The 13,603-nt window shown below is 72.2% G+C and carries 12 protein-coding genes; 11 read left to right on the top strand and 1 reads right to left on the bottom strand.

All coding sequences use genetic code 11. From position 1 onward, the window contains the following. The first annotated feature begins 258 nt into the window (after positions 1 to 258). On the top strand, positions 259 to 870 hold the full coding sequence (gene rpsD / locus ACFWW8_RS30700; RefSeq protein WP_008740451.1) for a 30S ribosomal protein S4: 612 nt from the start codon (positions 259 to 261) through the stop codon (positions 868 to 870). A 100-nt stretch (positions 871 to 970) separates the two neighbouring features. Here the strand turns inward: rpsD and ACFWW8_RS30695 are convergent, their stop codons facing one another. Beyond that, positions 971 to 3,148: an ATP-binding protein gene (locus ACFWW8_RS30695; protein ID WP_386533926.1), complete on the bottom strand. Its 2,178-nt coding sequence runs from the start codon at positions 3,146 to 3,148 to the stop codon at positions 971 to 973. A gap of 159 nt (positions 3,149 to 3,307) precedes the next feature. Here ACFWW8_RS30695 and ACFWW8_RS30690 point away from each other — a divergent pair, with 159 nt between their 5' ends. The 10 genes from ACFWW8_RS30690 (at position 3,308) to aroQ (ending at position 13,479) form a co-directional block, all read left to right on the top strand. Then, entirely contained in the window at positions 3,308 to 3,748 is a 441-nt protein-coding gene (locus tag ACFWW8_RS30690) for a DUF948 domain-containing protein (protein ID WP_386533924.1), read from the top strand. Between the two features lie 7 nt (positions 3,749 to 3,755). Then, positions 3,756 to 4,109, top strand: coding sequence for a DUF6167 family protein (locus ACFWW8_RS30685; RefSeq protein ID WP_386533922.1), 354 nt, complete (start codon positions 3,756 to 3,758; stop codon positions 4,107 to 4,109). After that, the gene (alaS, locus tag ACFWW8_RS30680) at positions 4,109 to 6,793 is read left to right on the top strand and encodes an alanine--tRNA ligase (RefSeq protein ID WP_386533919.1); all 2,685 of its coding nucleotides are present in this window, start codon (positions 4,109 to 4,111) and stop codon (positions 6,791 to 6,793) included. The genes ACFWW8_RS30685 and alaS overlap by 1 nt, the downstream gene beginning before the upstream one ends. Further along, positions 6,793 to 7,263, top strand: a complete 471-nt coding sequence (gene ruvX / locus ACFWW8_RS30675; RefSeq protein WP_386533917.1) for a Holliday junction resolvase RuvX — start codon at positions 6,793 to 6,795, stop codon at positions 7,261 to 7,263. Before alaS ends, ruvX begins: the two co-directional genes overlap by 1 nt. Positions 7,264 to 7,392: 129 nt before the next feature. Beyond that, a complete protein-coding gene (mltG, locus tag ACFWW8_RS30670; RefSeq protein ID WP_386533914.1) occupies positions 7,393 to 9,231 on the top strand; it encodes an endolytic transglycosylase MltG in 1,839 nt (612 codons plus the stop codon). A gap of 6 nt (positions 9,232 to 9,237) precedes the next feature. Beyond that, positions 9,238 to 10,065 (top strand): shikimate dehydrogenase, encoded by an 828-nt coding sequence (locus ACFWW8_RS30665; protein WP_386533912.1) that lies wholly within the window; start codon positions 9,238 to 9,240, stop codon positions 10,063 to 10,065. Positions 10,066 to 10,254: 189 nt separating this feature from the next. Continuing rightward, a complete protein-coding gene (aroC, locus tag ACFWW8_RS30660; protein WP_386533909.1) occupies positions 10,255 to 11,439 on the top strand; it encodes a chorismate synthase in 1,185 nt (394 codons plus the stop codon). Beyond that, positions 11,436 to 11,954, top strand: a complete 519-nt coding sequence (locus ACFWW8_RS30655) for a shikimate kinase (RefSeq protein ID WP_386533906.1) — start codon at positions 11,436 to 11,438, stop codon at positions 11,952 to 11,954. The genes aroC and ACFWW8_RS30655 overlap by 4 nt, the downstream gene beginning before the upstream one ends. Next, on the top strand, positions 11,951 to 13,042 hold the full coding sequence (aroB, locus tag ACFWW8_RS30650; RefSeq protein ID WP_386533903.1) for a 3-dehydroquinate synthase: 1,092 nt from the start codon (positions 11,951 to 11,953) through the stop codon (positions 13,040 to 13,042). The genes ACFWW8_RS30655 and aroB overlap by 4 nt, the downstream gene beginning before the upstream one ends. Beyond that, a complete protein-coding gene (gene aroQ / locus ACFWW8_RS30645) occupies positions 13,039 to 13,479 on the top strand; it encodes a type II 3-dehydroquinate dehydratase (RefSeq protein ID WP_386533900.1) in 441 nt (146 codons plus the stop codon). Before aroB ends, aroQ begins: the two co-directional genes overlap by 4 nt. The last annotated feature ends 124 nt before the right edge of the window (positions 13,480 to 13,603 follow it).

The raw sequence follows: 13,603 nt of genomic DNA, 5'->3' as shown, positions 1-13,603 counted from the left end.
CTGTCGTGAGCACCCCGCAGAGTGAGGGATACTGAGGCGTTGGACTCTACGAGGGTTCGTACGCGTTCGGCTCCGGTGAGCTGCCGAACGCCTTCCCTGGGACGCGGCTGACCTTGCTTATCGTCGTCGAAAGCAGATTCCGTTTCGTTGGAATCTGAACTTCGACGCGCACTGGGCAGGGGGATCCCATGTGGTCGAGACATTACGTCCTCCTCGCTAAGGTAAGCCTCACCTAACTTACATGGAGGTAGGTTCCACGTGAACCAGAAGCGACCCAAGGTCAAGAAGTCGCGTGCCCTCGGCATTGCGCTGACCCCGAAGGCCGTCAAGTACTTCGAGGCCCGCCCCTACCCGCCGGGCGAGCACGGCCGTGGCCGCAAGCAGAACTCGGACTACAAGGTTCGTCTGCTGGAGAAGCAGCGTCTGCGCGCTCAGTACGACATCTCTGAGCGTCAGATGGCCCGCGCGTACGACCGCGCCAAGAAGGCCGAAGGCAAGACGGGCGAGGCGCTGGTCGTCGAGCTCGAGCGTCGCCTCGACGCCCTGGTCCTGCGTTCGGGCATCGCCCGCACCATCTACCAGGCCCGCCAGATGGTCGTTCACGGCCACATCGAGGTCAACGGCGACAAGGTCGACAAGCCGTCGTTCCGCGTCCGTCCGGACGACGTCATCACGGTGCGCGAGCGCAGCCGCGAGAAGGTTCCGTTCCAGGTCGCCCGTGAGGGTGGCTACGCAGGCGAGGGCGAGACCCCGCGCTACCTGCAGGTCAACCTGAAGGCCCTGGCCTTCCGCCTGGACCGCGACCCGAACCGCAAGGAAATCCCGGTCATCTGCGACGAGCAGCTGGTCGTCGAGTACTACGCCCGCTGACGCAGGCGTAGCCCTCACAGGCTGGTCGAAGCCCGTCGTCCCCTTCGGGGGACGGCGGGTTTTCCCGTACCCGGACCCCGTCCCTCCCCGGCGCGGCCCGCTACTGCTGGTCGGCCGCCGCCCGGCGCGACACCCGGGAGCCCCGCGCGCCGCCGCGCCAGGCCGGGCGCGGCGAGGAGGCCGTACCGCCCCGCTCCCCGGGGCCGCGCAGCGCGCGCACCACCAGCGCCTCCCGGCTCAGCACCCGTCCCTCGGCCGCGTACGCCGCGTAGCGCTCGGCGCCCAGCAGCTCACCGGCCCGCTCCCGGCACATCAGCCGCGGCGCGTTGAAGTACCCCGAGCCGAACAGCTGGAGCCCCACCCCTCCCCACATCGGCTCCGCCGCGCCCTGGAGCACCGCGGCCTCCACCGGATCGCCCTCCGCGACCGTCACCAGGGCCAGCAGCTCCAGCGCGAGCACCAGCCCCACCAGGTCGTGGAACGCGTGGTTGATCGCCACGCTCTCCGTCAGCAGCCGCCGCGCCTCGGCCGCGCCCCCCGCGTCCAGGGCCGCGTAGGCGAGGACGTACAGGGCGTACGCCTTCGTCCAGCGCTCCCCGCGCTCCTCGCAGATCTCCCGCACCTCGCCGCACAGCGTCGCCGCACCCGCCAGGTCCCCCTGGAAGGCCAGCGCCATCGCCAGCTCCACCTGGCACATCAGGACGTTGCTGTTCAGCTCCCCGGCCGCCCGGTACCGCTGCAGCGCCCCGCCCAGCAGCTCCCCGGCCCGCGCCATGTCGTCCGAGACCAGCGCCAGGCAGCCCAGCCGGTGCACCGCGTAGGCGGCCGCCACCGCGTTGTCCGTCCGCGCCGCCGCGTCCCGGCACTCGTACAGGGCGCTCATCGACGCCACCGCGTCCCCCTGCAGCGCCGCCACGTAGCCGAGCACCCACAGCGCCTTGAGCCGCGAGGCCTCGTACTCCACCGGCTGCTCGGCCGCCTCCAGCGACCGGTCCAGCCAGTGCCGGCCCTCGGTGAGCCGGCCGCAGCCGGCCCAGTAGAACCACAGGGTTCCCGCCAGGTACTGGCCCAGGTGCGCCTCGTCCGGCTCGTCCAGGCAGCACTCCAGCGCGAGCCGCAGGTTCGGCAGCTCCGCCTCCACCAGCGCGGCCACCGCCTCCTGGCGCGGGCTGAACCAGTCCAGCTCGCACCAGGTGGCCAGTCCCATGTACCAGTCCCGGTGCCGCCGCCGCAGCCGCCCGGCGTCGCCGAGCGACTCCAGCCATCCCGCGCCGTACGCCCGTACGGTCTCCAGCATCCGGTAGCGCACCCCGGCCGGGGTCTCCTCCCGCACCAGCAGGGACTGCGCCAGGAGCTCCCCGACCAGGTCCAGCACGTCGTCCGCGTGCAGGTCCGGCCCCGCGCACACGTACTCCGCGGCGTCGAGGTCGAACTGCCCGGCGAACACCGACAGCCGCGCCCACATCAGCCGCTCCGCGGCGGTGCACAGCTCGTGGCTCCAGCCGATGGCCGTGCGCAGCGCCCGGTGCCGGGGGAGTCCCCCGCGCGCCCCGCCCGTCAGCAGCGCGAAGCGGTCCTCCAGCCGGGCCAGCACCTGCTCCGGGGACAGGGTCCGCAGCCGGGCCGCCGCCAGCTCCAGGGCCAGCGGGATCCCGTCGAGCCGGGCGCACAGCTCGACCAGCGCGGGCCGGTTCGCCACGGTCACCGCGAAGGCGGGATCGGCCGCCCGGAGCCGCTCGGCCAGCAGCGCGAGGGCCTCCTCGGGCGCCGGCGGGGCCAGCGGGAACGCCCGCTCCCCGTCCAGGTCCAGCGGGCGCCGGCCCGCCGCGAGCACCCGCAGGCCGGGGCAGGCGCGCAGCAGCTCCCGTACCAGGGCGGCGGTCTCGTCCACCAGCTGCTCGAAGCCGTCCAGGACCAGCAGCAGGCGCCGCCCCGCCAGGTGCCCGGTCAGCACGGCCCGCGGCGGCCGGGTGGTGTGGTCGGTCAGCCCGAGCGCCTCCGCGACCACGACCTCCAGCAGCGCCGGATCCCGTACGGAGGCCAGCTCGGCCAGCCACACGCCGTCGCGGTGGCGTTCCTGCCCCGCGTCCGCCGCCGACCGGGCCGCTGCGAGCACCAGCCGGGACTTGCCCACCCCGCCCACACCGGTCACCGTGACGAGCCGGGAGGACTCCAGGAGCCGGCCCAGCCCGGCGAGTTCGGCACCCCGCCCGACGAATCGGCCCAGCTCCGAGGGAAGATTGCCCCGGGCGGTGTTGCGGAGGGGTCTGTGTCGCATGGGATACGGAGGGTACTGCTCACGGAGCTCTGCGTACAAGGCGCTCGCGCCGCCGCCGGTATTCCGGTATGGGCGGGGATCTCCGGCGCGATAGGGTCGTAGGGCCATGGGCAGGTGCAGTACAGCCGGCATCCGAGTACAGACAGAGAGCGGTGTGACGTGTCAGGTGGAGAGGTGGCCGGGATCCTCGTGGCCGTCTTCTGGGCCATCCTGGTCTCCTTCCTCGCCGTGGTGCTGGTGAGGCTGGCCCAGGTGCTCAAGGCGACCGGCAAGCTGGTGGCCGAGGTGACCGAGCAGGCGGTCCCGCTGCTCGCCGACGCCTCCACGACGGTCCGCTCCGCGCGCACCCAGCTCGACCGGGTCGACGCGATCGCGAGCGACGTCCAGGAGGTGACCTCCAACGCCTCCGCCCTGTCCTCCACGGTGGCCTCCGCCTTCGGCGGGCCGCTGGTCAAGGTCGCGGCCTTCGGCTACGGGGTGCGCAAGGCACTGGGCAAGACGGACCCGGCACCGGCCGGTACGCCGCGCAAGACATCCCGGCGCACCGTGATCGTCGGCCGTACGGTGCCGTCGGCCAGGCGCCGGAAGCAGAAGGGCTGAGACTCCGATGTTCCGCCGAGCCTTCTGGTTCACCGCCGGCGCAGCCGCCGGCGTATGGGCCACCACCAAGGTCAACCGCCAGCTCAAGAAGCTGACGCCGGAGAGCCTCGCCGTCCAGGCCGCCGACAAGGCCGTGGAGGCGGGGCACCGCCTCAAGGACTTCGCCCTCGACGTCAAGGCGGGAATGACGCAGCGCGAGGACGAGCTGAACGACGCACTGGGGCTCCACCAGGACCCCGACCGGCCCGACAACGTCACCGCCCTGCCCGGGCCGCGGCGGCTGCGGGCCATCGAGCCCGACCAGCACGACAAGACCACCGAACGACCGAAGTTTTCGTACAACCGGAATGAGGACCACTGATGGAGTCGGCTGAAATCCGCCGCCGCTGGCTGAGCTTCTTCGAGGAGCGCGGTCACGCCGTCGTCCCTTCGGCGTCGCTCATCGCGGACGACCCGACTCTGCTGCTGGTGCCCGCGGGCATGGTCCCGTTCAAGCCGTACTTCCTGGGCGAGGTCAAGCCGCCCGCGCCCCGGCTCACCAGCGTGCAGAAGTGCGTGCGCACGCCGGACATCGAAGAGGTCGGCAAGACCACCCGCCACGGCACGTTCTTCCAGATGTGCGGCAACTTCTCCTTCGGGGACTACTTCAAGGAAGGCGCCATCCAGTACGCCTGGGAGCTGCTCACCAGCTCCGTGGCGGACGGCGGCTACGGCCTGGAGCCCGAGAAGCTCTGGATCACCGTCTACCTCGACGACGACGAGGCCGAGCAGATCTGGCGCGAGAAGATCGGCGTCCCCGCCGAGCGCATCCAGCGCCTGGGCAAGAAGGACAACTTCTGGTCCATGGGCGTCCCCGGCCCCTGCGGCCCGTGCTCGGAGATCAACTACGACCGCGGCCCCGAGTTCGGCGTCGAGGGCGGACCGGCCGTCAACGACGAGCGCTACGTGGAGATCTGGAACCTGGTCTTCATGCAGTACGAGCGCGGCGCCGGCGACGGGAAGGACGACTTCCCGATCCTCGGCGACCTGCCGTCGCAGAACATCGACACCGGTCTCGGCCTCGAACGTCTCGCGATGATCCTGCAGGGCGTGCAGAACATGTACGAGACCGACACCCTGCGCGTGGTCATGGACAAGGCCACCGAGCTGACCGGCGTGCGCTACGGCGCCGCCCAGGGTACGGACGTCTCGCTGCGCGTGGTCGCCGACCACATCCGCACCTCGGCCATGCTCATCGGCGACGGCGTGACCCCCGGCAACGAGGGCCGCGGCTACGTGCTGCGCCGCATCATGCGCCGCGCCATCCGCAACATGCGCCTCATGGGTGCCACCGGGCCGGTCGTCCAGGACCTCATCGGCGTCGTGGTCGACACCATGGGCCTGCAGTACCCGGAGCTCGTCACCGACCGCAAGCGCATCGAGACCGTCGCGCTCGCCGAGGAGGCCGCCTTCCTCAAGGCCGTCAAGGGCGGCACGAACATCCTCGACACCGCCATCACCGAGACCAAGGCCACCGGCGGCACGGTCCTGGCCGGCGACAAGGCGTTCCTGCTCCACGACACCTGGGGCTTCCCGATCGACCTGACCCTGGAGATGGCCGCCGAGCAGGGCCTCTCCGTGGACGAGGACGGCTTCCGCCGCCTCATGCAGCAGCAGCGCGACCAGGCCAAGGCCGACGCCAAGGCCAAGAAGACCGGGCACGCGGACATGTCCGCCTACCGGCAGATCGCCGACGGCTCCGGCGCCACCGAGTTCACCGGCTACGCCACCACCCAGGGCGAGTCCACCATCGTCGGTCTCCTGGTCAACGGCGTCTCCGCGCCCGCCGCCTCCGAGGGCGACGACGTCGAGGTCGTGCTCGACCGCACCCCCTTCTACGCCGAGGGCGGCGGCCAGCTCGCCGACCAGGGCCGCATCAGGCTCGACTCCGGCGCCGTGATCGTCGTGCGCGACGTGCAGCAGCCGGTCCCGGGCGTCTCCGTGCACAAGGGCTCCGTCCAGGTCGGCGAGGTGACGGTGGGCGCCTCCGCGTACGCCGCCATCGACGTCCACCGCCGCCGGGCCATCGCCCGCGCCCACTCGGCCACCCACCTGACGCACCAGGCGCTGCGCGACGCGCTCGGGCCCACGGCCGCCCAGGCCGGCTCCGAGAACTCGCCGGGCCGCTTCCGCTTCGACTTCGGCTCCCCGAACGCCGTCCCCGGCTCGGTGCTGACCGACGTCGAGCAGAAGATCAACGACGTGCTCTCCCGCGAGCTCGACGTGACCGCCGAGATCATGAGCATCGACGAGGCGAAGAAGCAGGGCGCCATCGCCGAGTTCGGCGAGAAGTACGGCGAGCGCGTGCGCGTCGTGACCATCGGCGACTTCTCCAAGGAGCTGTGCGGCGGCACCCACGTCGGCAACACCGCCCAGCTGGGCCTGGTGAAGCTGCTCGGCGAGTCCTCCATCGGCTCCGGCGTGCGCCGCGTCGAGGCCCTGGTCGGCGTGGACGCGTACAACTTCCTCGCCAAGGAGCACACGGTCGTCGCCCAGCTCCAGGAGCTGGTCAAGGGGCGCCCGGAGGAGCTGCCCGAGAAGATCGCCTCCATGCTCGGCAAGCTGAAGGACGCCGAGAAGGAGATCGAGAAGTTCCGCGCGGAGAAGGTCCTGCAGGCCGCCGCCGGACTCGCCGCCGGTGCCCAGGACGTACGCGGCGTCTCCGTGGTCACCGGCCGGGTGCCCGACGGCACCGGCGCCGACGACCTGCGCAAGCTGGTCCTCGACGTCCGCGGCCGGATCGGTCAGATGTCGGGGCAGGGCGACCGCCCGGTCGTCGTGGCCCTGTTCACCGTGGCGGGCGGCCGCCCGCTGACCGTCATCGCCACCAACGAGGCCGCCCGCGAGCGCGGTCTCAAGGCCGGCGACCTGGTCCGCGCCGCGGCCAAGACCCTCGGCGGCGGAGGCGGCGGCAAGCCGGACGTCGCCCAGGGCGGCGGACAGAACGCGGCCGCCGTCGGTGACGCCATCGCCGCCGTCGAGCGCCTCGTGGGCGAGACCGCCTGATGACGCTGCGCCGTGGCCGCCGGCTCGCCGTCGATGTCGGGGACGCCCGGATCGGGGTCGCCTCGTGCGACCCCGACGGGGTGCTCGCCACGCCGGTGGAGACCGTGCCGGGCCGGGACGTCCCCTTCGCCCACCGGCGGCTGCGGCAGCTCGTCGCGGAGTACGAACCCCTCGAAGTCGTGGTCGGCCTGCCCCGCTCGCTCAGCGGGCGGGAGGGGCCGGCCGCGGCCAAGGTGCGCGCCTTCGCGAACGAACTGGCCAGGGGCATCAAGCCGGTGACGGTGCGCCTGGTGGACGAGCGGATGACCACGGTCACCGCCGCCCAGGGTCTGCGGGCCTCGGGGAGGAACGCGAAGAAGGGCCGTTCGGTCATCGATCAGGCGGCCGCGGTGGTGATCCTGCAGAACGCTTTGGAGACCGAACGGGTATCAGGTAATCCGCCTGGCGAGTGCGTCGAAGTGGTTGTCTGATCGCGATACGGTAACGTTCCGCGCGATGAGACGGCATTCGAACAAGCCGTCGCCTACCACCAAAGAGGCGGAACCGGGTGTCGCGGAGTACCGAATCCGCGGCCTTCGTCTCGCGGCTCTAGGGGACCGATGACTGAGTATGGACGGGGCCGCGGCTCCGAACCGTGGCACCCCGAGGACCCCCTGTACGGGGACCAGGGGTGGACCGCGCACCAGACCCAGCAGGGCCAGCAGGGCCAGGCGCCCTACGGTGGTGCCCCGCAGCAGCCGTACCCACAGGAGCCGCAGTACCAGGAGCAGCAGCAGTACGGGCAGCAGCAGTACCAGGACCCGGACTACCGCGATCCGCAGCAGTTCCAGGCACCGCAGCAGTATCTGGAACAGCAGGAACAGCAGTACCAGCAGCACCCCGGGCAGCAGCAGTACACCGCCGAACCCCCGTTCGGCGAGGCGCAGCAGTACGCGCAGGCCCAGCAGCAGCACCGGCAGGACCAGCAGCACCAGCAGATGTACGCCGCCCAGCAGGCGTACCCCCAGGCCCAGCCCCAGCAGCCGTCGGTGTACGACTCCCAGGGCTGGGACACCGGCCAGGGCCAGTACGTCGCCGCCGCCGCGCAGACGGACGCGTACGCCGGGACGGACCCGTACGCCCAGCAGCCCGTCGCGGGCTACCCCGGCGAGACCCCGGACCTGTACACCACTCCCGACGCCTTCCCGCCGCCGCAGCCCCCGGGCCGCCGGCACCTGGAGCCCGATCCGGTCGAGGAGCTCCCCGACGACGCGGCGGCCGACGGGGCCGAAGGCCTCTTCGCCGGGGGCGACGACGGCGACGAGCCCGGCGACGGGCGCCGGGGCGGCCGCTCCAAGGGCGGCAAGCCCAAGCGGCGGAGCGGCGCGGCCTGCCTGATCGCCGCCGTGGTGATCATCGGTGTGGTCGGCGGCGGCGGGTACTACGGCTACACCTACCTCAAGGACCGGTTCGGCTCCGCCGCGGACTTCGCGGGCGAGGGTTCCGGCGAGACCGTCGAGGTGACGATCCCCCAGGGTGCCGGACTCGGCCAGATGGGCCGCATCCTCAAGGCGGCCGGGGTGGTCGCCAGCGCCCAGGCCTTCGTGGACGCGGCCACCGCCAACCCGGACGGCAGCAAGATCCAGCCCGGCGTCTACCCGCTCAAGAAGGGGATGTCGGCGGCGTCGGCGGTCGAGTTCATGACGGACCCGTCCAAGCTGAACGTCCTGACGATCGCCGAGGGCTGGCGCAACGCCAAGGTCTACGACGCGATCGACAAGAAGCTGAAGAAGCCCGAGGGCACCACCCGCGGCATCGCCCAGCGCGAGGTCAAGAACCTCGGCCTGCCCGCCTGGGCGAACAACAACCCGAAGATCATGGACCCGCTGGAGGGGTTCCTCTACCCGGCGCGCTACGACCTCAGCCAGGACAGCACGCCCGAGTCCCTGCTCCGGCAGATGGTCAAGAACGCGACGGACAAGTACACCGAGCTGGGCATCGAGGGCAAGGCCAAGGACCTGGGTCTGGAGAACCCGCTCCAGGTGGTCACGGTCGCGAGCCTCGTCAACGCCGAGGGCAAGAACCACGACGACTTCCGGAAGATGGCGGAGGTGGTCTACAACCGCCTCGAGAAGACGAACGACGTCACCAACCAGAAGCTCGAGTTCGACTCGACGTACAACTACATCAAGGGGACGAGCGAGATCAACTTCTCGCTCAAGGAGGCCAGGGCCTTCGACCACCCCTACAACACGCACTTCGTCAAGGGACTGCCGCCGGCCCCCATCGGCAACCCCGGCGCCGACGCGCTCAACGCCACGCTCGACCCCGACGAGGGCGGCTGGATGTTCTTCGTATCGGTCGACGGCGACAAGACGACCTTCACCAAGACCTACGAGGAGCACCAGAAGCTGGCCGCGGAGTTCCTCGAGCGGCAGAAGCAGAAGAACGGCGGGTAGCAGGACATGTCACGGATACGGGCAGCGGTGCTCGGATCACCCATCGAGCACTCCCTCTCACCGGTGCTGCACCGTGCCGCCTACCGGGAGCTCGGCCTCGACGGCCGGACCTACGACCGCTTCGAGGTCGACGAGGCCGCGCTCCCCGGGTTCCTGGCGGCGATGGGCCCCGAGTGGGCGGGGCTGTCGCTGACGATGCCGCTGAAACGGGCGGTCATCCCGCTCCTCGACGGCATCAGCGCCACCGCCGCCTCGGTCGAGGCGGTCAACACGGTCGTCCTCACCGAGGACGGCCGGCGCCTCGGCGACAACACCGACATCCCGGGCATCGTCGCCGCGCTCCACGAGCGCGGCATCGACGAGGTGCCGTCCGCCGCCGTCCTCGGCGCGGGCGCCACCGCATCCTCCGCCCTCGCCGCCCTCGGGCGGATCTGCACCGGCGAGGTCACGGCGTACGTCCGCTCGCGGGCCCGCGCGGACGAGATGCGGCACTGGGGCGAGCGCCTCGGGGTCTCCGTCCGCACGGCGGACTGGTCGGACGCGGCCCGGGCGCTGGCGGCGCCGCTGGTGATCGCCACTACGCCGGCCGGCGCCACCGACGCCCTGGCCGCCGCCGTACCGGACGCCCCGGGCACCCTCTTCGACGTGCTGTACGACCCCTGGCCGACCGCGCTCGCCGCGGCCTGGACCGGGCGCGGCGGCACCCTCCTCGGCGGCTTGGACCTCCTGGTCCACCAGGCGGTCCTCCAGGTCGAGCAGATGACGGGGCACGCCCCGGCGCCGCTGGCGGCCATGCGGGCCGCGGGCGGGGCCGCGCTGCTGGCCCGCCACTGACACCGCCCCGCTGGACCCCGCGGCCCCCCGCACCGGCCGATCTTCGTCCATCCCCGGGTGCGCGGCCGTCCGACAGCTGGACCGGAGGGCCGGGCACCGGCCGGGCCATGGGAGGATCGGGTACGGCGGGTCCGGGCCGCGCACCCGTTCGCGCCGTCGCTGTACCAGGCGCGAGCATGAGGAGCATCGTTGAGCAGGTTGCGTTGGCTGACCGCCGGGGAGTCGCACGGACCGGCGCTGGTAGCGACGCTGGAGGGCCTTCCCGCCGGCGTCCCCGTCACCACGGAGCTGGTGGCCGACCACCTGGCCCGGCGCCGGCTCGGCTACGGCCGCGGCGCCCGGATGAAGTTCGAGCAGGACGAGATCACCTTCCTCGGCGGCGTCCGTCATGGGCTGTCGCAGGGTTCGCCGATCGCGGTCATGATCGGCAACACCGAATGGCCCAAGTGGGAGACCGTGATGTCGGCCGACCCGGTCGACCCCTCGCTGCTCAAGGAAACCGGCCGCAACGCGCCGCTGACCCGTCCCCGCCCCGGTCACGCCGACCTGGCGGGGATGCAGAAGTACGGCTTCTCCGAGGCCCGCCCGATCCTGGAGCGCGCCAGTGCCCGTGAGACGGCCGCCCGCGTCGCCCTCGGCGCCGTCGCCCGGTCCTTCATCAAGGAGGTCGCCGGCATCGAGATCGTCTCGCACGTGGTGGAACTGGCTGCGGCCAAGGCCCCGTACGGGCTCTACCCGACCCCCGCCGACGTGGACCGGCTCGACGCCGACCCGGTGCGCTGCCTCGACGCCGACGCCGGCAAGGCGATGGTGGCCGAGATCGACCAGGCCCACAAGGACGGCGACACCCTCGGCGGCGTCGTCGAGGTCCTCGCGTACGGAGTGCCCGTCGGCCTCGGCTCGCACGTGCACTGGGACCGGCGCCTCGACGCCCGCCTCGCCGCAGCCCTGATGGGCATCCAGGCCATCAAGGGCGTCGAGGTCGGCGACGGCTTCGACCTGGCCCGCGTGCCCGGCTCGCAGGCCCACGACGAGATCGTCTCCACCCCCGACGGCCTCAAGCGCACCACCGGCCGCTCCGGCGGCACCGAGGGCGGTCTGACCACCGGCGAACTGCTGCGCGTACGGGCCGCGATGAAGCCCATCGCGACCGTGCCGCGCGCGCTGGCGACCGTGGACGTGGCGACCGGTGAGGCGACGGTGGCCCACCACCAGCGCTCCGACGTCTGTGCCGTCCCGGCCGCGGGCATCGTCGCCGAGGCCATGGTCGCGCTGGTCCTCGCCGACGCCGTCGTCGAGAAGTTCGGCGGGGACTCGGTCCCCGAGACCCGGCGCAACGTGCGGTCCTACCTCGACAACCTGCAGATCCGGTGACCGGCGGACCACTGGTCGTCCTCGTCGGCCCGATGGGGTCCGGCAAGTCCACGGTCGGCGCGCTGCTCGCCGACCGGCTCGGCGTCCCCTACCGGGACACCGACGCCGACATCGTCGCCGCCCAGGGCCGGGAGATCTCCGACCTCTTCGTCGACGAGGGCGAGCCGTACTTCCGCGCCCTGGAGCGGCAGGCCGTCGCGGCCGCCGTCGCCGAGCACACCGGAGTCCTCGCCCTCGGCGGCGGGGCCGTCCTCGACGGGGGCACCCGAGAGCTGCTGGCCGGGCTGCCCGTCGCCTACCTGTCGATGGACGTCGAGGAGGCCGTACGGCGCGTGGGGCTCGGCGCCGCGCGCCCGCTGCTCGCGGTCAACCCGCGCCGCCAGTGGCGCGAGCTGATGGACGCCCGGCGCCCCCTGTACACCGAAGTCGCGCGCGTCGTGGTGGCCACCGACGACCGCACCCCCGAAGAGGTCGCCCAGGCGGTCCTCGACGCTCTGGAGTTGAAGGACGTATGACAGACCAGGTGACGCGCATCCAAGTCGGCGCCAGCGCCGGACACGCCGCGTACGACGTGCTGGTCGGCCGGCAGCTGCTCGGCGAACTCGGCACCCTGATCGGTACGAAGGCCCAGCGGGTCGCCGTGATCCACCCCGAGGCCCTGGCCTCGACGGGCGAGGCACTGCGCGACGACCTGGCGGGGCAGGGCTACGAGGCGGTCGCCATCCAGGTGCCGAACGCCGAGGAGGCCAAGACCATCGAGGTGGCGGCGTACTGCTGGAAGGCACTGGGGCAGTCCGGCTTCACCCGCACCGACGTGATCGTCGGCGTCGGCGGGGGCGCCACCACCGACCTCGCGGGCTTCGTCGCGGCCTCCTGGCTGCGCGGGGTGCGCTGGATCGCCGTGCCGACCACCGTCCTGGCGATGGTCGACGCGGCCGTCGGCGGCAAGACGGGCATCAACACCGCCGAGGGCAAGAACCTCGTGGGCGCCTTCCACCCGCCGGCCGGCGTGCTCTGCGACCTGGCGGCCCTGGACTCGCTGCCGGTCAACGACTACGTCAGCGGCCTCGCCGAGATCATCAAGGCCGGTTTCATCGCCGACCCGGCGATCCTCGACCTGATCGAGGGCGACCCGGAGGCGGCCCGGACGCCCGCCGGCCCGCACACGGCCGAGCTCATCGTCCGCTCCATCCAGGTCAAGGCCGACGTGGTCTCCAGCGACCTCAAGGAGTCCGGGCTCCGCGAGATCCTCAACTACGGCCACACCCTCGCGCACGCCATCGAGAAGAACGAGCGCTACAAGTGGCGCCACGGCGCCGCCGTCTCCGTCGGCATGGTCTTCGCCGCCGAGCTGGGCCGCCTGGCGGGCCGCCTCGACGACGCGACCGCCGACCGGCACAAGGCGGTCCTCGCCGCGGTGGGTCTGCCCCTGACCTACCGCGGCGACCAGTGGCCCAAGCTGCTGGAGACCATGAAGCTCGACAAGAAGTCCCGCGGCGACCTGCTGCGGTTCATCGTCCTCGACGGGCTGGCCAAGCCGACCGTCCTGGAGGGCCCCGACCCGGCCGTGCTCGTGGCCGCGTACGGCGAGGTCGCCGCGTGAGCCGCCGCGTCCTCGTGCTGAACGGTCCCAACCTGGGCCGGCTCGGCTCCCGCGAGCCCGACGTGTACGGGGCCACCTCGTACGCCGGGCTGGTCGAGAGCTGCCGCACGCTGGGGGAGGAGCTCGGATTCGACGTCGAGGTCCGCGAGACCAACGACGAGGGGCAGATCGTGCGCTGGCTGCACGAGGCGGCCGACGGCAAGATCCCCGTCGTGATCAACCCGGGGGCCTTCACGCACTACTCGTACGCCATGAGGGACGCGGCCGCCCAGCGCACCGCCCCGCTCATCGAGGTGCACATCTCGAACCCGTACGCCCGCGAGGAGTTCCGGCACACCTCGGTCATCGCCGCGGTGGCGACCGGGACCGTGGCGGGCTTCGGCATCGGGTCCTACCGCCTCGCGCTGCGCGCGCTGGCGGACGAGACCACGGCCTGATACCCGCTGCTCCGGCCCGGCCCGGGGGGGGGGGGGGGGGGGGCCCCCCCCCGGGGGGGGGGGTATAAAAAAAAAACACCAACCCACACCGGGGGGAGTAGGGATATAGGGGGAAGTGGTTGTA

Origin of the sequence: Streptomyces sp. NPDC058701, assembly GCF_042715295.1 — a bacterium.
Lineage (GTDB): Bacteria > Actinomycetota > Actinomycetes > Streptomycetales > Streptomycetaceae > Streptomyces.
This window is presented reverse-complemented; position numbering and strand designations above follow the sequence as displayed.

Excerpts from the sequence above, each read along its gene's own strand:
- ACFWW8_RS30695 (WP_386533926.1), bottom strand. The coding sequence starts at position 3,148 with ATGCGACACAGACCCCTCCGCAACACCGCCCGGGGCAATCTTCCCTCG.
- ACFWW8_RS30685 (WP_386533922.1), top strand. The coding sequence starts at position 3,756 with ATGTTCCGCCGAGCCTTCTGGTTCACCGCCGGCGCAGCCGCCGGCGTA.
- alaS (WP_386533919.1), top strand. The coding sequence starts at position 4,109 with ATGGAGTCGGCTGAAATCCGCCGCCGCTGGCTGAGCTTCTTCGAGGAG.
- ruvX (WP_386533917.1), top strand. The coding sequence starts at position 6,793 with ATGACGCTGCGCCGTGGCCGCCGGCTCGCCGTCGATGTCGGGGACGCC.
- mltG (WP_386533914.1), top strand. The coding sequence starts at position 7,393 with ATGACTGAGTATGGACGGGGCCGCGGCTCCGAACCGTGGCACCCCGAG.
- ACFWW8_RS30665 (WP_386533912.1), top strand. The coding sequence starts at position 9,238 with ATGTCACGGATACGGGCAGCGGTGCTCGGATCACCCATCGAGCACTCC.
- aroB (WP_386533903.1), top strand. The coding sequence starts at position 11,951 with ATGACAGACCAGGTGACGCGCATCCAAGTCGGCGCCAGCGCCGGACAC.